17 protein-coding genes are annotated in these 18,180 nt (G+C 54.2%); 13 read left to right on the forward strand and 4 right to left on the reverse strand.

Features of this window, described 5'->3' with window-relative positions; translation table 11 throughout:
• Positions 1–143 precede the first annotated feature (143 nt).
• The 5 genes from ACI4OH_RS02310 (at position 144) to ACI4OH_RS02330 (ending at position 5,571) form a co-directional block, all read left to right on the forward strand.
• On the forward strand, positions 144–1,685 hold the full coding sequence (locus ACI4OH_RS02310; RefSeq protein WP_435721242.1) for a hypothetical protein: 1,542 nt from the start codon (positions 144–146) through the stop codon (positions 1,683–1,685).
• A gap of 253 nt (positions 1,686–1,938) precedes the next feature.
• Positions 1,939–2,628 carry a TerC family protein gene (locus ACI4OH_RS02315; RefSeq protein WP_432647102.1) on the forward strand — a complete coding sequence of 230 codons (690 nt, stop codon included), beginning with the start codon at positions 1,939–1,941 and terminating at the stop codon, positions 2,626–2,628.
• Positions 2,629–2,708: 80 nt separating this feature from the next.
• Entirely contained in the window at positions 2,709–3,272 is a 564-nt protein-coding gene (locus ACI4OH_RS02320) for a hypothetical protein (RefSeq protein ID WP_435721241.1), read from the forward strand.
• Positions 3,269–3,835 carry a hypothetical protein gene (locus tag ACI4OH_RS02325; RefSeq protein ID WP_439784085.1) on the forward strand — a complete coding sequence of 189 codons (567 nt, stop codon included), beginning with the start codon at positions 3,269–3,271 and terminating at the stop codon, positions 3,833–3,835. The genes ACI4OH_RS02320 and ACI4OH_RS02325 overlap by 4 nt, the downstream gene beginning before the upstream one ends.
• A gap of 11 nt (positions 3,836–3,846) precedes the next feature.
• Positions 3,847–5,571: a phosphoethanolamine transferase family protein gene (locus ACI4OH_RS02330; protein ID WP_439784086.1), complete on the forward strand. Its 1,725-nt coding sequence runs from the start codon at positions 3,847–3,849 to the stop codon at positions 5,569–5,571.
• Between the two features lie 71 nt (positions 5,572–5,642).
• On the opposite strand, the gene ACI4OH_RS02335 is transcribed toward ACI4OH_RS02330, so the two are convergent.
• Together ACI4OH_RS02335 and ACI4OH_RS02340 are read right to left on the reverse strand one after the other, a co-directional pair.
• Positions 5,643–6,806 (reverse strand): MFS transporter, encoded by a 1,164-nt coding sequence (locus ACI4OH_RS02335; protein WP_439784087.1) that lies wholly within the window; start codon positions 6,804–6,806, stop codon positions 5,643–5,645.
• Positions 6,807–6,920: 114 nt separating this feature from the next.
• A complete protein-coding gene (locus ACI4OH_RS02340) occupies positions 6,921–7,253 on the reverse strand; it encodes an isocitrate lyase/phosphoenolpyruvate mutase family protein (RefSeq protein WP_432647107.1) in 333 nt (110 codons plus the stop codon).
• 161 nt (positions 7,254–7,414) lie between these two features.
• Between ACI4OH_RS02340 and ACI4OH_RS02345 the strand changes: the two genes are divergently transcribed.
• Positions 7,415–8,278 carry a LysR family transcriptional regulator gene (locus tag ACI4OH_RS02345; RefSeq protein WP_439784088.1) on the forward strand — a complete coding sequence of 288 codons (864 nt, stop codon included), beginning with the start codon at positions 7,415–7,417 and terminating at the stop codon, positions 8,276–8,278.
• A 127-nt stretch (positions 8,279–8,405) separates the two neighbouring features.
• Here ACI4OH_RS02345 and ACI4OH_RS02350 read toward each other — a convergent pair whose 3' ends face one another.
• Entirely contained in the window at positions 8,406–9,899 is a 1,494-nt protein-coding gene (locus tag ACI4OH_RS02350) for an L-fucose/L-arabinose isomerase family protein (protein ID WP_439784089.1), read from the reverse strand.
• 387 nt (positions 9,900–10,286) lie between these two features.
• Between ACI4OH_RS02350 and xylB the strand changes: the two genes are divergently transcribed.
• The 7 genes from xylB to ACI4OH_RS02385 all read left to right on the forward strand — a co-directional run bounded on the left by xylB (position 10,287) and on the right by ACI4OH_RS02385 (position 16,848).
• Complete coding sequence (gene xylB, locus ACI4OH_RS02355) at positions 10,287–11,810, forward strand: xylulokinase (RefSeq protein WP_439784090.1); 1,524 nt, start codon at positions 10,287–10,289, stop codon at positions 11,808–11,810.
• A gap of 63 nt (positions 11,811–11,873) precedes the next feature.
• The gene (locus ACI4OH_RS02360) at positions 11,874–13,292 is read left to right on the forward strand and encodes a sugar porter family MFS transporter (protein ID WP_435721237.1); all 1,419 of its coding nucleotides are present in this window, start codon (positions 11,874–11,876) and stop codon (positions 13,290–13,292) included.
• Positions 13,293–13,388: 96 nt separating this feature from the next.
• A complete protein-coding gene (locus ACI4OH_RS02365; RefSeq protein WP_439784091.1) occupies positions 13,389–14,006 on the forward strand; it encodes a DUF4867 family protein in 618 nt (205 codons plus the stop codon).
• A 171-nt stretch (positions 14,007–14,177) separates the two neighbouring features.
• Complete coding sequence (locus tag ACI4OH_RS02370; protein ID WP_432647113.1) at positions 14,178–15,194, forward strand: LacI family DNA-binding transcriptional regulator; 1,017 nt, start codon at positions 14,178–14,180, stop codon at positions 15,192–15,194.
• A gap of 139 nt (positions 15,195–15,333) precedes the next feature.
• The gene (locus tag ACI4OH_RS02375) at positions 15,334–15,795 is read left to right on the forward strand and encodes a hypothetical protein (RefSeq protein WP_435721234.1); all 462 of its coding nucleotides are present in this window, start codon (positions 15,334–15,336) and stop codon (positions 15,793–15,795) included.
• A 126-nt stretch (positions 15,796–15,921) separates the two neighbouring features.
• On the forward strand, positions 15,922–16,326 hold the full coding sequence (locus tag ACI4OH_RS02380; protein ID WP_432647115.1) for a helix-turn-helix domain-containing protein: 405 nt from the start codon (positions 15,922–15,924) through the stop codon (positions 16,324–16,326).
• A 6-nt stretch (positions 16,327–16,332) separates the two neighbouring features.
• Positions 16,333–16,848 (forward strand): ImmA/IrrE family metallo-endopeptidase, encoded by a 516-nt coding sequence (locus tag ACI4OH_RS02385; protein ID WP_435721233.1) that lies wholly within the window; start codon positions 16,333–16,335, stop codon positions 16,846–16,848.
• 118 nt (positions 16,849–16,966) lie between these two features.
• Here ACI4OH_RS02385 and ACI4OH_RS02390 read toward each other — a convergent pair whose 3' ends face one another.
• Positions 16,967–18,136: an acyltransferase gene (locus ACI4OH_RS02390; protein WP_439784092.1), complete on the reverse strand. Its 1,170-nt coding sequence runs from the start codon at positions 18,134–18,136 to the stop codon at positions 16,967–16,969.
• Between the last annotated feature and the right edge of the window lie 44 nt (positions 18,137–18,180).

The following is an 18,180-nucleotide window of genomic DNA, read 5'->3' on the forward strand; positions in this document are numbered from 1 at the left end:
GGAAGTTGCCGGTTAATCAATTTAAAAGGCTCCGCTGCGGCGGAGCTTTTTTCGTGCAAGAATACCCTAGAATATGGTATAATGGATTCGTTATTGTGATATCAAGAAGAACAGAGAATAGGAAACAGATAGAGGAAATAGGTATGAACAACGTCTACGCACTTGTGGAACATTTTTATGAGAATCATGTGGATGCAGAAAAGATTTTGGCGCAGGAGATTATCGAAAAGTATCTGCGCAAAAAGGCATGGCATGGTGCGGATGACGCAGAACTGCGCAGGATCTGGCAGGCCGTATCGATGCTCATCACGTATGTGGAACAGATGAATTTGTATTCGTTTGCTTCGCTGACTATTTACGATTATCAGGAGATTCTCTACCGTTTGGCACAGGATAATCAGGATTTTTCCCTGCAGGAAGACTGCGTCAATGCTTTTTTTGACATCGTCGAGGATTTTTACCGCTCTTATCAGAAGAAATACGGCAGCGAGGAAGACCTTTCTTATATCCGCGATGCCAGGGAGTCCCTTTACGACAACGGGCACTTTGTCATGCCGCCGCGCCGTTCGCAGGATGAATTCTACACATCCCTCAATCATCAGGAAGAAGTCACGGAGGAGGATGTCGATCATCTCAATGACCTGCTCGACAATCTCCTGACGCGCATCGGCCGCTATTTTCACCAGAAGGATTTCGAACGCGATATGGACCGCGCTCTGCTGCTTTATTCGGGACCGGAATGCACGACGCTGCCGCAGAAAGAATCCCAGTCTGATGAAAAGGATACGTTTTGGCTGAGTTTCTGGGATTATTTTCTCTTTGATTATCATATGATTGAGACGGATGAAGTTCCGCTGCGTTATTTTTTCAAGCATGAGCAGGAAAATCTGACCATCATGGAACAGGATATCATACGAGATCTCCTGAAGGCGAAGTTTACGGTTTTTTATGTCGTGGGCATTGGCAACGGCTTTGCCACGTGCCGCAATCTCTTTACGGATGAGCTCATCGATTTGCCGGATCAGGATTTTATGTTCCCCGATATCGAACATTTGATTTTCTTCGGGCATCTGCATGCCCGCGGGGTCATGATGCTCAATTATGTGACGTCACTGCCGGCCAGCGGCAGGCTGCGGCGCCGCATGCGGGATATCATCCTGCGCCAGTTCGAAATTTTCCGCTGCCAGAAGCCGGATGCGGTTCTCGATGATTTTTTCCAGCGCGATGCGGTGGTCGTGCGCCATACCCTGCACATCATGGCGACATTTGCCCAGCTCAATGTTGTGCCGCTGCGCAAGATGCCAAAACCTTTGCCGGCCAATCCGGCCATTCGGCAGAGCTTTGAAGAAGAAGAAAATATCCTGCGGGAAGTTGCCTACCGGATGGGCTACAGTCTTTTTTCGGGCAGTCTCATGTGCAAGCTGTTCGAGGACTATATGTCCGTAGCGGACCCTGCTTCGTACCCTGAGGAGATGCCGGCCATTGTCACGGCCTGCCTGTTAAGCTACGGCAAGATCAATGACTTGGGCTTTGAGCGGGTTCCTGCTCTTTACAGCATGTTCGGTGCCACGAAAGAGGACGTCTATCGCCATATGGAAATCCTGCGCCAGCGGCTGCACTGCACGAAATTCGACCCGCGCTATCTGACGGAAGAGGCCTTTGTCACGAGCCTCTATGTCAATTAAATCAGGAAATAAAGATTGACAGGTTTCGGGGGCGTCTGTTATACTGATGCCATAAACGAATAGCGAAGGGGAGTAACCTCGCGGCTGTTGTCAACAAGCATGCTGCCTTGGCAGCTGGTGACAGCGTTACGGCTATAATGAAGTAATAGGTGAGACTTTCGCATGATACCCATTTGGGCTACCATGCGAAAGTCTCTTTTTGTTTCTATAGAATCTATAGAATGTATTTCATAAAGAGAGAGGAAGCGAAACAATGGAAATTTTATCGATGCAGTTTTTGATGGCTCTGGGGACCATCGTGCTTATGGATTTGCTGCTCGGCGGCGACAATGCCGTCGTCATCGCGATGGCGGCCAACAAGCTGCCGGAGAGCCTGCGCAAAAAGGCGATTCTGATTGGTACGGCGGGGGCCGTCATCATCCGTTTGCTCATGACGTTTGCCGCTGTGTGGCTTTTGACCATTCCGTATCTGCAGGCCATTGGCGGCCTCATCCTGCTGCCGATTGCCGTGAAGCTCCTTTTGCCAGCGGGGCAGGAGGAAGAAGTACAGGCTTCGGACAGCCTGATGGGAGCGGTAAAGACCATCATCATCGCGGATGCGGCGATGGGCGTCGACAATGTGCTGGCCATTGCCGGTGCTTCGCACGGCAGTTTTCTGCTCGTGGTCCTGGGCTTTCTCATCAGCATCCCGATTATTGTCGGCGGCAGCACGCTGATTGGCAGAATCATGGACCGTTTCCCTGTCGTGCTTTACGCCGGTGCGGGACTTCTCGGCTGGACGGCCGGCTCGATGATCGTGCATGACAAGATTATCGGCGCGATGCTGACGGCGGCAGCGGGGGATGGAGCGGCTCTTATCGTGCAGGGCGTTCTGGCCATCGGCGTCATTTTTGCCGGCATGGTGCTCGGCCGCAGGGCAAAGCGCCAGTCGTCGGAAGTTTGAAGAAAAGCAGGAAAGAAGCCTCATAACATGATATAATGAAGGGAACTATGAAAAATCACGACTTATGAGGGGGTACTTTCATGAAGAAAATCTTTACACTGGTCCTGACGGCCCTGATGGTGCTGTCTTTTGCGGCGGTCACGCAGGCAGCAGGTCTCAATGAACTGACGGAGACCAAGGTACAGCTTGAGGACAATCTCGACGCCGATGGCTTTGCGGCCGCGTATAACAAGGTCAGTGCCTATCCGATTCAGGGCGATTTGACGAAACGGGTGCAGGGCAATTACATCTCGTATTTTGCCGGTATCGACGACAGCACGGTCATGATCCTCAATGCCAATCAGCTCGGCAGGCTCTCGAACATCGTCATCGCGCATCACGGCGCGATTGATTCGGCCGAACAGGAAAAGCTGCGCATTGTCTTTAACTGCACGCTGACGGCCCTCGGGCTCAAGGCGAACGAGAATAATCTGTTCTTTGCGAATCAGGCCTTCGACCGCCTGAGCCTGACGAATGACACGCTGCTCGCCGCCCGCCTGCCGCGCGAGGAAACGAACCGTACCTGGACGTTTTTAAAGGCAGTCAATCCGGAAAAACAGGTCACGACCATTCTCATCGAAGCCGTCGTGGATGCCAATAAATGACGTGCATGATGGAAAAACAGGAACCCTGTAAAATGGACTGGCAGCATTTTTCCCTGCAGGATTTTCTGGAACTGCGCTGGCGCCTGCTGCATGACTATGATGCCGTACTGCCGGGCGGCGAGTACTTTGGGCAGGTGCGCTGCGGCGATGTCTGCTATGATATCCAGATTGAATGGCTCGATGCCGATATCTGGGGCACAGAGACAGGAACTGATGAGAATCATGAGGCCCAGCGTGAGCTCTTTGTCACGATGAGCCCGTTTTTTCCGCACGCAAAAAAGGATTCGTCCCCGCCATATGATGAACTCGTGCCGGGCATGCCCTATGATACGCAGAAAGGCGGCAGTCTTGTCTGCGCGCGCAGGGATTTCCTGCAGATGGCGTATGAAGACTTCCAGCTGTGGGCAGAGCAGGGCATAGCGGCAAAAATTGCGGCCTTTCCGCGTCTGCAGCAGGAAGCCTGCAGGCTGACGGGCTTTTGGGACAAGCATGACGCAATTCTCTGCCGCCTGCGTCAGCAGGAAAAGGAAGGGCAGAACGGCAGCACGGATAACGAAACATGAGGGAACATAAGATGAAGGAATGTGGGCTGAGGGTAAGGCATTTTTTCTTTGGGCAGGCACGGCGCCGCTTTGCCGAGGGGCTTTTTGTCTGGCTCTGTCTGACCAATACGACACAGCTTGTACAGCTCTATATATATGAAGGAAAATCGCTTCCCACTGCCGAAATGATGCTGCTGCTCGGGGAAGGTGCCCTGCGGGTGGCGGGCCTCTCGTTCCTGCTGGCACTTATCTGTTCGTTTCTGCCGCGCGTGCTGCGCTTTCTTATCGCTGCTCTAAGCGGACTGCTCCTGCTCGTGGATATTTTTTTCCTGCTTCACTATCACAGCGTGCTCGATGCCGGCCTGCTGCAGGTTATTCTGGCAACAAATCCGTCAGAAGCCGTCGAATACCTCGTGACACAGGGCCGGGATATCCTGCCGCTGCTGCTTTTGGCAGTATTGGGCCTGTTTTTGCTGCTGCTCGGGCGCTCTTGGATGCTGCGGCAGGACGGAAGGCCGCGTTTTTTGAGTCTCTTTGTCAGAGAAAGCAGGCAAAATAAAGTTTGGCAGGAAAAATCTCCCTTTTTCAGCAGTTCCGGACGCAGGCGCTGCGCGGCCGTGCTGACTTTTCTGTTTGCCGCTTCCTGCTGCCACGCCTGGGCCAATCCGGAGGAACACCTCGAAAAGATGCCGGCCAATCTTTCCGTGGGCCGTCTCGCCATGAATCTTGAGCAGTCGTATGAGGAAACGCGCTCGACTGCCTATGTTGATTACGCCCTCGCGAATCAGCCTGTGGAAATTCTTGCCGACCGTCATGACATTCCGAAGGTCGTCTTGATTCTCGGGGAGTCGACGAGCCGCCATCATCTGCAGCTTTACGGCTACGACCTGCCGACAACGCCGAATCTCATAAGGCGGCAGCAGGCAGGGGAGCTCACGGTATTTTCGGATGTGACGAGCCCGCACGCGGGGACCATGGCCGTCATGCGGACGCTGTTCAGCTTTTACGACAACGAAGCAGCGGGCATGTGGTACGACTACGGCAATGTCTTTGACATCCTGCGTGCGGCCCATGTGCATACGGCCTGGCTCTCGAATCAGGAGTCCTCGGGCTTTTACGGCAGCATCGGCCGGACGCTGGCCTCGCGCTGTGACGAACAGGCCTTTACAAGTTATCTTGCCCATACGATTGATTTGTCCGAGCGCTATGACGAAGAAGTGCTGCCGCTTCTCGATGACGCTCTTTCAGGCGACGGGCGCAGCGATGACGCACAGTCGGATTTCTTTGTCGTGCATCTGATGGGCGCGCATGAGGACTTCAAAAGGCGGTATCCTGCCGAATTTGCCAGGTTCACAGCGGCGGATGAAACGGGCGGTGTGAAAGATGACGCCGCTTCGCGGACCATTCGCGCCGAGTATGACAATGCCGTGCTGTACGATGATTACATCGTCAATGAAATCATCAGGCGCTTTGAAGAGCAGGACGCCGTAGTTATCTTTTTATCGGACCATGGCGAGGAAGTCAACGATGTGCGCGAAATTGTCGGTCATGGTGATGAGAGCAGCGCCTGGCAGCGTGACATTCCCATGGTCATCTGGACCTCGGCGAAATTCCGCGCGCGCCATCCGGAGGATGCGGCCCGCATTGAACGGTCAAAAGACCGCCAATGGCAGAGTGATGAAATGATCCACACGCTGCTGGACCTCATGAAGATTACCGTACCGCAGTATGAAAAAGAAAAGAGCCTGTTGCTCTGAGACAAAAAGAAGACCTGCCGCACCTGGAAAACGGTGCGGCAGGTCCTTCTTTTATGATGAAATGGATGCTGTTATTCTGTCTGGGCCTTGGCTGCTTTCTTGGCCGGCAGCAGGAACGTGGCTCCGGCGCACAGGGCAGCGATGAGAACGAGCAGGGCCATGACGGAAGCAACGCCGAACGTGTCGGCGAAATGGCCGAGCACAGGGACGACAATGCCGCCCACGCTCATGGAGATGCCGAGCGTGACGCCCGAAGCAAAGCCGATATTCTTGGCGAGGTATTCCTGACCGAGAACGACGAAGGAGGAATACGGTGCCAGCATCGCAAAGCTCAGCGGGATGAGCATGACATAGACCGCATAGATGCTGCCGGAAAAAGCGACGACGGCGAGCAGCGGCACGAGCAGGAGATTGCCGAGGCAAAGCGTCCGGCGGTACCCGTGACGGTCGGCGAAACGTCCGCCGACAAGCGTGGCGAGCACGCCCATGATGCTGACGATCGAAAGTGTCAGAGAGCCCGTGGCTTCGCTCGTGCCCAGTGCGTGGATACAGAAGAGCGGCAGGAAACTCGAGATACCTGTGAAGACGGTCGCACGGAACAGGATGACGACGAACAGGCGGAAAAAGGCATGCCAGTCATTTTCCGCAGCGACGGCCGTCGGTTTGTCTTCTTTGACGGCCTCAGCTGCTGCCGCTTTGGCGGCTTCCGCCTTGCTCTTGGCAATAGCGCGGCGCAGATGCGGCGCCGCAAGCAGCAGCGCCAGACTCATGATAACGGCATTGATGCCGTAGAACGCGAGGCCGTGCATGCCAAAAGTTGTGACGAGGAAGACGGCGAGCAGAGGACCAAAGCCGAAGCCGCCGTTGCCGCCGACGCTGAAAATACTCATGCCCTCGCCGCGATTGCCCTGTGAGACGCCGTTGACGCAGCGGGCGGCTTCGGGGTGGAAAATCGCAGCCGCGATGCCCATGACGGTGACTGAGGCAAAAATCAGCCAATAATTCGTGACAAAACCCGTGAGTGCGAGGGAGGTGCCAGCAAAAAAGACGCCAAGGGCCATGAACCACTGCCGCGAGCCTCTGTCCGCGAGCCAGCCAAAAAGCGGCTGGATGATGGAGCTTAAAAACGAAGAAGCAAACATCAGACCGGCGACGGCCGTATAATCCATGCCGTAATAGCTGACAAAGAACGGCAGCAGTGCCGGCAGGGAGCCCGTGTTAATATCATTGCTCAAGTGCCCTGCGGCAAGTAAATAAAGGTATTTCTTATTCAATGTATCGTATCCTTTCTTTTCCCTCTTTTTTCCGCTGCCGTGTGTCCAATCTGCCCGTTCTGCTCCGTCAGGAGGTTACCTCTGGAAGTATGCGTTTGCCTGCTTATAGTTGAAATCGCACTGCAGGATCGAGTCACATTTTCCCTGCTTCAAGTCAGCGGCCATCTTGATGACGCTGCGGTAAACGACGCGGGCCGGACCGGAACCGACGCTGAGGCGGCGCACGCCGGCCTTTTTGAGACCGTCGAAGTCATGGTACTTGCCGTTCAGTAGGATATTGACCGGTGCAGGGATGTTTTCGACGACTGTTTTGACGGCAGCAAGGTCAAGGGGCCCCGCGACAAATATGCAGTCAGCACCGGCTTCTGCGTACTGGCGGCCGCGCTGCTTCTCGGTAATGGTATCCATGATCATTTCGCTCCTTTGTATTATACATCATAAGGATTATTTCTGCTTTTGATTATACGTGGTATAATGTAAGAATAACAGTTCATTTTTAGCAACCTGCTGTAAGAAAAACTTACATAAAACCCGCGCAGGGCTCTTTTTCCTGCAGAGAGGAAAGACATATGACCATCACACAATTGCAGTATTTTTGTGCGGCCTGTCGTTACGGCAGCATTACGAAGGCCGCGGAGGCTTTGTTCGTCTCGCATCCGGCCGTTTCCGTGGCGATCAAGTCACTGGAAAAAGAATTTGGCATTGATTTGTATACGCATACGGGCAACCGCGTCATCCTGACGGAAGAGGGCAGGGCGTTTTACCGGCATGCCCTTGACATTTTGCAGCGCTGTGATGCGATGTATGCGGATTTTGCCGGACGGCCGGAAGACAGTTACCGCGTGCAGATGGGTATTCCGCCCATCCGTTCTGTCTCGCTTTTCCCAAAGCTCCTGCAGAACCTGCAAAAGAAGCATCCGGTGCCTGTCGTGCTGCACGAATACAGTTCGGGCCGCTGCCTGCAAAAACTCGGCAATGGCGAGCTCGACTGCTGTTTGGTGAATTTCCGTGACGCGGATCTGTCGCGCTTTCATCATCAGGTCCTGCTGCAGGACCGCTTTGTCTTCGGCATTGCCAGGGAGCATCCGCTGGCTCAAAGGGATTTTGTCACACCGAAAGACCTTAAAGATATCCCGCTGCTGCTGCAAAACGACGATTCAGTTCAGAATCAGCCGCTGCTGCAGGCTTTCTATAAGGCTAATGTCACGCCGAACATCCTGCTGTACTCCAGTCAGGTCCTGACGGTCCTGAATTTCCTGCGTGCCGGCTGCGGCGGTGCATTCCTCTATGAAACGGCGGTCCCAAAAGATGAATTCGCCATATTGCCTTTTCATCCTGAAATCCGGGCGAAATTCGTCCTCGTCTGGCCGAAAGGCGGCTATCTGAACCGGAATGTACAGTTCGTGCTGAAATTCATCCAGAATTATTTTTAGTAAAGCTGCTTTGAATTGCTTAGAATATGGAAATAAAAAGAAGAAGTTCCGGAACCATGCGGCTCCGGAGCTTCTTCTTTTTATTTAGGTATTTGATTTTTGGGAAAGCGAATTTAAATGGGGGCTATCAGGCAAACGGGTTCTCGCTCGGATAGAGCATGCCTTTTGGCTGATTGAAGGAGACATCGCCGACACCGAGGTACTTCAGGATGGAGAAGATGGCCTTGCCGTAGTGGCCGAAGGCTACAGCGCCATGATGCGGGAAGTGTTTCTCGATGAGGACGTGGCGGTAGAAGCGGCCCATCTCCGGGATGGCGAAGATGCCGATGCCGCCGAAGGAATTCGTGGCTGCCGGCAGGACTTCACCTTCGGCGATGTAGGCGCGAAGCTGACCGTCCGACGTGCTCTGCAGACGGAAGAACGTGATGTCGCCATCGGCGATATCGCCTTCGAGCGTGCCGCGCGTGATGTCCGGCGTGTTGCCGTTCTCGAGCAGGCGGTTTTGGATCAGCTGATACTTGACGCCGCCCTTGCGCAGTTTGCAGAGCGGAGTATTGCCGCAGTGGAAGCCCATGAACGTATCCTTGAGCGTGTAGTTTTTCGTGCCCTTGATGTGTTCTTCAAAGAGGTCTTTCGGCACGGAGTTGTTGATGTCGAGCAGTGTGACGGCATCCTGCGAGACGCAGAGGCCGATGTATTCGGAGAGTGCACCGTAGATGTCGACTTCGCAGGCTACCGGAATGCCGCGCGAAACGAGGCGGCTGTTGACGTAGCACGGCTCAAAGCGGAATTCCGTCGGGAAGGCCGGCCAGCATTTGTTGGCAAAGGCCACGTATTTGCGCGCGCCCTTGTGCTCTTCCATCCAGTCGAGCAGCGTGAGTTCATACTGTGCCATGCGCGGCAGCAAATCCGGATAAGGATTGCCGCCCTCGTTGCCGAGTTCCTTCGTCATGTCGGCGACGACATCCTTGATGCGCGGGTCGTCTTTGTGAGCGCGGTAAGCGACGAGCAGGTCGAGTTCGGAGTTTTCTTCGATTTCCACGCCGAGGTCATAGAGCGGCTGAATCGGGGCATTGCAGGCAAAGAAATCCTGCGGGCGCGGGCCGAACGTGATGATCTTGAGGTCTTTGAGACCGAGCAGCGTGCGGGCGACCGGCTGGAATTCGGCGATCATGTCCGCGACTTCTTCAGCCGTGCCGACCGGATACTCCGGAATAAAGGACTTCAGGTGGCGCAGGCCGAGGTTGTACGAGCAGTTGAGCATGCCGCAGTAAGCATCGCCGCGGCCGTTGATGAGGTTCTTGCCAGTCTCTTCGGCGGCAGCGACGTACATGACAGGGCCGTCGAACTCACGGGCAATCAGGGTTTCCGGCGTCTCCGGACCGAAGTTGCCGAGGAAGACGACAAGGGCGTTGCAGCCAGCGTCCTTAGCTTCCTTGACGGACTCGAGCATATCTTTCTCGTTTTCAACGGTCTTCTTTACTTCATATAAAGAACCGTATTTTTTTGCATAGGCATCGACGATGGCCTTGCGGCGGTTTTCTGAGAGGGAAATGATGAAGCAGTCACGGCTGACCGAGATGATGCCGCATTTGAGATCTGGGATGTTGCTCATGTTCATGATAAAAACGCTCCTTTTGTTTTGCTTTTCGCTTGACTCCCAATTCATACACAGGGGGCAATGGGCTTTGATTTATTCTAGCGTGCCTGTGCACGCTCTTTACGGTTCTAAGAATATCACGAAGAGGCTGACTTGTCAATCATTTTAGATGATTTTTATCGAGTTTTATCTAATTCTGTACTTGTATGACGGATTTCTTCTATTAAAGGCGCCAAGAAAAGAAAATTATACAGAAAGAAAGCGATTACCATAATGACCTCCCCGAGCAAAAAAGAAAAAATAAAAAGTGATAGAACGTATTGACTCGTGTTCTATCTTGTGTTATATTGTGTTCATAGCAAGCGTTCATGTGCACGCAAAAAGGCGGGCACCAAGGAGGAAAAAATCATGCGCTATCTTATCGGTATTGATATCGGTACTTCGGCAACGAAGACCGTCTTATTTGATGAAAGATGTCACGTCGTCACCTCGGCTTCGCAGGAATATCCGCTGTATCAGCCGCAGAACGGCTGGGCTGAGCAGGAACCGCTCGACTGGTACAGCGCGGTGCTCGTGACGATCCGCAAAGTCATCAAGGATTCCGGCGTCGATGCCAAGGACATCAAGGGCATCGGTCTTTCGGGACAGATGCACGGTCTCGTCATGCTCGACAAGGACAACGAGGTCATCCGTCCTTCCATCATCTGGTGTGACCAGCGCACGGGCCGCGAATGTGAGGAAATCACGGAGCGCGTCGGCCGCGAGCGACTCATTGAAATTACGGCTAATCCGGCACTGACGGGCTTTACAGCTTCGAAAATTCTCTGGGTCCGCAATCATGAAGCCGAGAATTACCGCCGCTGCCGCCACATCCTGCTGCCGAAGGATTACATCCGCTTCCGCATGACAGGGGAGTACGCCACGGAGGTTTCCGATGCGAGCGGCATGCAGCTTCTCGATATCCCGAACCGCTGCTGGTCGGACGAGATCCTCGAGAAGCTCGAAATCGACAAGGCCCTGCTGCCGCGTGTCTATGAATCGCCGGAAGTTACGGGTACCATCAGCAAAGAATTTTCAGAAAAGACGGGCTTGTCAGTAGATACTGTCGTTGTCGGCGGTGCCGGCGACAATGCCGCTGCCGCAGTCGGCACGGGCATCGTCTTTGACGGCCGTGCCTTCACGACCATCGGCACGAGCGGCGTGGTCTTCGCGCATACGAGCAAGCCGCGCATCGACCCCAAAGGCCGCGTGCACACGTTCTGCTGTGCGGTGCCGGGCTGCTGGCACGTCATGGGCGTCACGCAGGCCGCCGGTCTCTCGCTGCGCTGGTTCCGCGACAATCTCGCTGAAGGGTATAAGGATAAGGCCGTGCGCCTCGGCGTGGATTCTTACGACCTCATCAATCAGGATGTTGCGAAAGTCCCGATTGGCAGCCGCCGCCTGATTTATCTGCCGTACCTCATGGGCGAACGCACGCCGCACCTCAATCCAAACTGCCGCGCCGTGTTCTTCGGCCTTTCGGCCATTCACACGAAGGCCGATATGCTGCGGGCTGTCATGGAAGGCGTCAGCTACTCTCTGCTCGACTGCTTCGACATCCTGCGCGAGATGAAAGTCAATGTCAATGAGATGATGGCCTGTGGCGGCGGCGGCAAGAGCCGCATCTGGCGTCAGATGCTCGCCGATATGTACGGCTGTGAAGTCAAGACCATCAAGGCGCAGGAAGGTCCGGCCCTCGGCGTGGCCATTCTCGCCGGTGTCGGCGCGGGCATCTTCCCCGATGTGCAGACGGCCTGCAAGGAGTTCATTGAGCAGGACACCTGGTGCCAGCCCGACGCTTCGGCTCACGCGTATTATGAAAAGGGCCACAAGCTCTATCAGAAGCTTTATCGTCAGCTCAAAGATTGCTATGAAGATCTGGCTGCTTTATAAGATAAAGAAAATGTATGGAAATGGTGTATTTGGTGTATGTAGTATCTTAAAGGAGTGTAAATCATGACAGAGGGAATCATCGATAACACGCCGAGTGCAGCGGACATTAAGCGCGCTGCCTGGGTCAAGAAATGTGTTTATTTTGCAGCTGGCATGGCCGGCCTGCTCTTCGGTCTTGACCAGGGCGTCATCGCCGGCGCACTGCCGTTCATCAGTCAGGAGTGGGGGCTTTCGAGCCAGCAGCAGGAATGGGTCGTCAGCTCCATGATGGTCGGCGCGGCCACGGGCGCTATCATCGCTTCGTTCCTCGCACGCGGCATCGGCCGTAAGAAAAGTCTGATCATCGGCGCTTCGCTGTTTATCGTCGGCTGCGTTGGCTCCGGCATGTCCCTGAGTGCCACGATGCTCATCGGCTTCCGCCTGATCCTCGGCCTGTCGGTCGGCATCGCTTCGTACACGGCGCCGCTGTACCTCGCGGAAATGTCCGACAAGGACGCGCGCGGCAAGGTCATTTCGGGCTATCAGCTCATGGTCACGGTCGGCATTCTCGCAGCCTTCCTCTCGGATACGGCTTTCAGTTATTCCGGCGACTGGCGCATGATGCTGACGGTCATTGCCATTCCTGCCATCATCCTCATCCTGACGGTTTCGCGCCTGCCGGACAGCCCGCGCTGGCTGGCCACGAAGGGCCGCTTCACAGAAGCTTCTAAGGTTCTTCATTCCCTGCATGCCAGTGCAAAAGTAGCAGAAGATGAACTTTCCGATATTAAAGAGACGCTTAAAGTCAAACAGGCTGGCTGGCAGCTCTTCAAGACGAATAAGAATGTCCGCCGCGTCGTATTCCTCGGCGTGCTTCTGCAGGCCATGCAGCAGTTCACGGGCTTCAATGTCATCATGTATTACTCGCCGAAAATTCTGAGCCTTGCAGGTTTCTCGAGCACGGAAGACCAGATGATTGGCACGGTCCTCAACGGTATTGTCTTCACGCTTTCCACGTTCATCGCGATTTTCATGGTTGATAAATCCGGACGCAAACCGGCTCTTAAGATCGGTTTTGGCGTCATGGCCGTCTCGATGGCCGCTGTCGGCGTCTGCATGTCGATGCTCGAGGACGGTACGGCAGCTTCGTGGGTTTCTTATTTCGCCGCTGTCATGACGATGGTCAGCATCGCTGGTTTTGGCATGAGCGCCGGCCCGATTGTCTGGGTCCTCTGCTCTGAGATTCAGCCGCTCAAGAGCCGCGAATTCGGCATTGCCTGCTCGACTATGACGAACTGGATCACCTGCGCGATTGTCGGTGCTACGTTCCTTTCGCTCGTCGATACGCTCGGCTCGGCCCATACGTTCTGGCTCTATGCCGTTCTCAACGCCTTCTTCATCGTTCTGACGGTTGCCTTTGTACCGGAGACGAAGAATGTTTCGCTGGAGCAGATTGAGAAAAACCTCATGTCCGGCAAGAAACTCCGCAACATCGGCTGCTGATAAAAGGACCTATGTCTTTTACAGATCCCGAGCCAGCGTGTAAAATAAATTGTGTGATGATATTGTGTAATCACTATATTGTGAGGAGAGAGAAAAATGAAATCTGTAAATGATGCTGCTTTCCGTCCGTACGGACGCGTGCTGCCGCTTGATACGAAAGAATTCTGTGAGACGCTCAAAAAGATTTCCGTGCCGGCTGAGGGTACGGTCTACGAGCCGTCCGTCAGGGAATTTGAGGCTCTGCCGCTTTTTAAAGAACTCACGGACAAGACGTACGGCGAGATGCCGACGGAACTCGGCCACTGCAGCGGCCATAACGAGAAGCTCAATGCCCTCGAGTATCACCGTTCCTCGGAAATCGATATTGCGGCGACGGACCTCGTGCTGATGCTCGGCCGTCAGCAGGATATCGACCCTGAGACGCTGACGTATGACACGGGCAAGGTTGAATGCTTCTTCGTCCCGGCCGGCACGGCCGTCGAGCTTTATGCGACGACGCTGCATTTTGCACCGTGCGGCATTGACGGCCAGGAATTCCGCTGCGGCGTGGCCCTGCCGCGCGGCACGAATGAGGCCCTTGAAAATCCGATTGCCAAAGAAGGCGAGGACCGCCTGCTGTTTGCCGTCAATAAATGGATGATCGCGCATGAAGAGAGCGGCCTGCAGAAGGACGGGGCTTATATCGGCCTTAAGGGAGAAAATCTTTCCCTCTGATTTAAGCTTTGTGCAAATGATTGCCGGATAAGCGGACTGTATGCGGCAGGGGCAGAGAGAGTTTCGTCGGGAAATCCTGACGAAGCTCTCTTTTTATTTTTATTTTCCTTTTGAGACGTAATTTGCTACAATAATATATAAGAATCGCTTTTAGGAAGTGAGGAAACTATCATGGTTACCATGAAAAAGATAGCGGAGCTCTGCGGCGTTTCGCGCGGTACGGTCGACCGTGCCCTAAATGGCCGCGGCCGGGTCAATGCCGAAACGGCGGCGATGATCCGCAAAATGGCAGAGCAGCTCGGCTATGAGCCAAATCCTGCGGGCAAGGCCCTTGCGGCGCGCAAGCATCATCCGGTCATCGGCGTCCTGCTGCCGTCAGAAGGCAATGCCTTTTTTGACGATGTCATTCACGGCATGGACAAGGCGGCAGAGTCGTATGCCATTTACGGCCTGACGGTCCGCTACTACCCGATGAAGGGCTATGATGTCGACAAACAGCTGCATCTAATGGAGACGATGAAAGGACAGGTCAATGCGCTGATCATCAGCCCGATTGATGACGAACGCATCGCGAAGGCCATTGATGATTTTGTCGATGCGGGTATTTTTGTCATAACCATTGTCAACGACATCAAGAGCTCGAAACGCCACTGCTATGTCGGCAGCGACTATTTCAATGGCGGCGAGACGGCCTGCGCGCTTTTAGAGGCTTTGCTCGGTGAAACGGCAAAAATCGGCATCGTCATGGGCAGCCGGCAGGTGCTCGGCCACTGCGAAAGGCTGCAGGGCTTTGAGCACCGCATGAAACGTATTCCCGGTTTTTCGATTGCCGGCATCATCGAGAATGGCGACGATGAAATTTGTTCGTATGAACGCACGAAGGAGCTCCTGGACGACCATCAGGATATCACGGCGATGTTCCTGCTCGCGGGCGGCGTCTACGGTGCCTGCCGCGCCATCATGCAGCTGCCGGCAAAAGAGCGGCCGACGACGATTGCCTTTGACAGCGTGCCGCTGACGGTCGAGATGATGCGTCAGGGCATCGTCAAGGCCATTCTCTATCAGCATCCGACGCGTCAGGGCCGCATGGCCGTGAATATTGCCTTCGAGTATCTCGTCAACGGCCGCATGCCGGACAAGACGAATTACATCATGAAAAATGAGATCCGCCTGCTCGAGAATCTTTGACTTTTGTCTGCTGAGGGACTGTTTTTGAAACAGTCTCTTTTTTGCTGCTCCGGACTTGCTTAAATGTTTGACATATGTTAATATTAACTTGTAAGTTTTACATATGTTAAATATAAAACAGACACGGAGGTTTTGTGATATGGATATTTTAGAAAGGAAAATCGGGCGCCTGCCCTTTGTCATCATGAATCTGTTGCTCTATATCATGGTGCCGTTTTATTATGCGGCCTGGGAGTACCGGAGCTTTGCAGCCTATGCACAGGCTCCGGACGGACTCGTCATGGGCACGTTCTGCATCTTGGAGGACGGCATTCCGTTCTTTTTCGGCAGGGAAGCCGGCGGCCTGGCCTCGCTGGAATTTACGGCGCCGTTCTGCCTTTTGCTGCTGCTCGTCACGCTCTGGCGCTGCAATGACTGTCGGGCAAGCAAGTGGTGGCTGCTCGGCCAGTGCCTGCCGCTTTTGAATGTGCTGACGCTCGTCATTTTGACGGTGCGCAGGAGTCAGCCCGTCACGCGTCACTTTATCCGGTCGCGTCAGGAGGTATTTTCGGAAAAGAGCCGGGAGTCGGACTGCCTGACGCAGCACCGCCATATTGCCTGAGCCGGAGCGTCAGGCCTTGCCGCCAAAGCGGACAAATGTTAAAATTAAGAAACAGGAAATAAGGAACAAGGTTGAGAAAAGTGGGCGAAAGCCAGGACTCAAAAGGACAGGAAAGAGGGAAACATCGTGAAGTTCTGTGATAAATTGCTGCAGCTGCGCCGGGCGCGCAGGCTGACGCAGAAAGAAGTAGCAGCGGCCTGCGGCATTACGCGCCAGACCTACAGCGGGTACGAGTCGGGGGAGCGCTATCCAAAGAAGAAAGAAACGTATCGGGTGCTCGCGGATTTTTTTGCTGTGAAGGTCGACTATCTTTATACAGATTCGGAAGCCTTCATCGGGGAAGCGGGCTCGCAGTACGGCAGGCGCGGCATGGCGCAGGCTAAAGAACTCGTCGGGCAGCTTGCGGGCATGTTTGCGGGCGGCGAGCTCTCGGATGAGGACCGCGATGCGGTCATGCGTTCTCTCGAGCGTGCCTACTGGCTGGCCAAGGAAGACAACCAGAAATACACACCGAAAAAATACAGGAAGTGAAGCCCGATGGATTCTCTACAGCTTTACCGCTCAGCCTGCAGGGTGCGGCCGGAAAATGGCCGCGATATGCTGGCTCTTGCGAAGGACCTCGGCATCCATGTGGAATTTGCCGACGACTACAAGAACCTTTTGGGCATGTACTTCAATAAATGGCATCACCGCTTCATTTTCCTGAACAGCCGGCTCGATGAGGACTGGCTGCCGATGGTCCTCGCGCACGAGATCGGCCACGACCAGCTGCACCGCGACCTCGCGAAAACCGGCCTGCAGGAATTCGAGCTCTTTCGCATGAACAGCCGCACGGAGTACGAGGCCAATGCCTTTGCCGCTCATCTGCTGCTCGACAACGACGAAGTTTATCATTATGTGCGGGCAGGAGAGGACGTCGCGGCGATTTCGCAGCGCCTGCACACGAATATCAACCTCATGCTCATCAAAATGCGCGAGATGGTTTCGCTCGGTTACGACCTGCGCCTCACGGATGACGGCGACAGTCAGTTTTTTAAGCATATCCGTGCCTGACTTTGCCTGACTTTCCCATGCGCACAGAATCTGCGCACGTAATTTATAAAGAAAAAACCTGCCGTCCCGGCCAATGCATGGTCAGGATGACAGGTTCTTTTTTGTCCGTTATTTTATTTTATTTTTTTCTTGGGTAGACGCCGATGGTCCATTCGTTGAGCAGGGGCAGATGTTCGCCGATTTTGCGGCAGACTGCTGCCGCGAGCATGGAAAGCCCTAGAATCACGAAGTAGTAGACGATGGTGACAGGAGCCGTCATCAGATGACCGCTTTTCTGCAGGGCCACCGAAACATACGTGATGAAGAACGGATGGACGAGATACGCAAAGTACGAATGACGCCCGAGCTGGTGCAGAATGGGATTCAGGACTTTGGGATACTTCTGGTACGTGAAAATCGTGAAGAAGAAAATCGACGAGGCCAGCGTGTAGAAAAGTCCTGCAGGGCAGAGCTGATGAGCCGTGTTGATGGCCTCAAGTGCCGTATAACCCGTCTCGTAAATCAGCTGGTAGTAATACGCGACGAGCCAGACGAGCGATGCCCAGAAGAACACCGTGACGGCACGGCGGTATTTCTGCATGAAGTTCTGGAATTCGTGAATATGGACCGCGAGATAGCCGCCGAGCACGAAAATGAAGACGTAGTGGACGACCCAGTAATTCAGGCGGTACATGAGGAACGGCTTGAGCCACGAATGGTCGGGCAGGCCGTAAACAAAAGTGTTGAACGGCACGGAAAAACTCGACCAGTAGTCAAAGGCAATCTGCGCGATAAAGAGAAGCGTCAGACTGATGAGGCCTGCGCGCCGCACAATGGCAATCCAGAGCGGCATTAAGAGGTAGAACCAGATGAGAATCACGAGGAAGTACAGCTGGTATTTTGCCGTGCCGAAGAACAGGATGGTCAGGAAGTGCAGCAGGTCCGGCAGGCCTACGCGGTAAAACAGGCCATCGTGTACAAGGTAGAAGACAGACCAGACGATATACGGAATCAGGACGGTCCGGAAGCGCTTCTTCATGAAGGCTCTGTAATTGAGGGGCTCATGAATATCGAGATTGTAGAAGAGCCCGAAAGCCGAGATGAAGAAGAAAATCGGCACGCTGAAGCGTGAGGCCACTTCGAGAAGGGCAATGAGATGGATATTGGCGGTCTGATTCATGAGGTACTGTGAGCCCACATGAATGGCAATGACGCCCATCATGGCAATGCCGCGGATGTATTCGATGGCCGGCAGGCGCGGCTTGCGCTTGCGCACAGGGGCTGCTGCCGGACTTGCTTGCTCTGCCAAAGAAAAAACTCCTTACTTCTATATTAGGATATTAGAATGAATCG

Origin of the sequence: Mitsuokella apri (assembly GCF_051886055.1) — a bacterium.
Taxonomy (GTDB): Bacteria; Bacillota; Negativicutes; order Selenomonadales; family Selenomonadaceae; genus Mitsuokella.

Bases quoted from the DNA above. Each gene is read 5' to 3' on its own strand.
- ACI4OH_RS02375 (WP_435721234.1), top strand. From the start codon at position 15,334: ATGGATATTTTAGAAAGGAAAATCGGGCGCCTGCCCTTTGTCATCATG.
- ACI4OH_RS02345 (WP_439784088.1), top strand. From the start codon at position 7,415: ATGACCATCACACAATTGCAGTATTTTTGTGCGGCCTGTCGTTACGGC.
- ACI4OH_RS02385 (WP_435721233.1), top strand. From the start codon at position 16,333: ATGGATTCTCTACAGCTTTACCGCTCAGCCTGCAGGGTGCGGCCGGAA.
- ACI4OH_RS02330 (WP_439784086.1), top strand. From the start codon at position 3,847: ATGAAGGAATGTGGGCTGAGGGTAAGGCATTTTTTCTTTGGGCAGGCA.
- ACI4OH_RS02310 (WP_435721242.1), top strand. From the start codon at position 144: ATGAACAACGTCTACGCACTTGTGGAACATTTTTATGAGAATCATGTG.
- ACI4OH_RS02320 (WP_435721241.1), top strand. From the start codon at position 2,709: ATGAAGAAAATCTTTACACTGGTCCTGACGGCCCTGATGGTGCTGTCT.
- ACI4OH_RS02315 (WP_432647102.1), top strand. From the start codon at position 1,939: ATGGAAATTTTATCGATGCAGTTTTTGATGGCTCTGGGGACCATCGTG.
- ACI4OH_RS02325 (WP_439784085.1), top strand. From the start codon at position 3,269: ATGACGTGCATGATGGAAAAACAGGAACCCTGTAAAATGGACTGGCAG.
- ACI4OH_RS02365 (WP_439784091.1), top strand. From the start codon at position 13,389: ATGAAATCTGTAAATGATGCTGCTTTCCGTCCGTACGGACGCGTGCTG.
- xylB (WP_439784090.1), top strand. From the start codon at position 10,287: ATGCGCTATCTTATCGGTATTGATATCGGTACTTCGGCAACGAAGACC.
- ACI4OH_RS02360 (WP_435721237.1), top strand. From the start codon at position 11,874: ATGACAGAGGGAATCATCGATAACACGCCGAGTGCAGCGGACATTAAG.
- ACI4OH_RS02350 (WP_439784089.1), bottom strand. From the start codon at position 9,899: ATGAACATGAGCAACATCCCAGATCTCAAATGCGGCATCATCTCGGTC.
- ACI4OH_RS02370 (WP_432647113.1), top strand. From the start codon at position 14,178: ATGGTTACCATGAAAAAGATAGCGGAGCTCTGCGGCGTTTCGCGCGGT.
- ACI4OH_RS02340 (WP_432647107.1), bottom strand. From the start codon at position 7,253: ATGGATACCATTACCGAGAAGCAGCGCGGCCGCCAGTACGCAGAAGCC.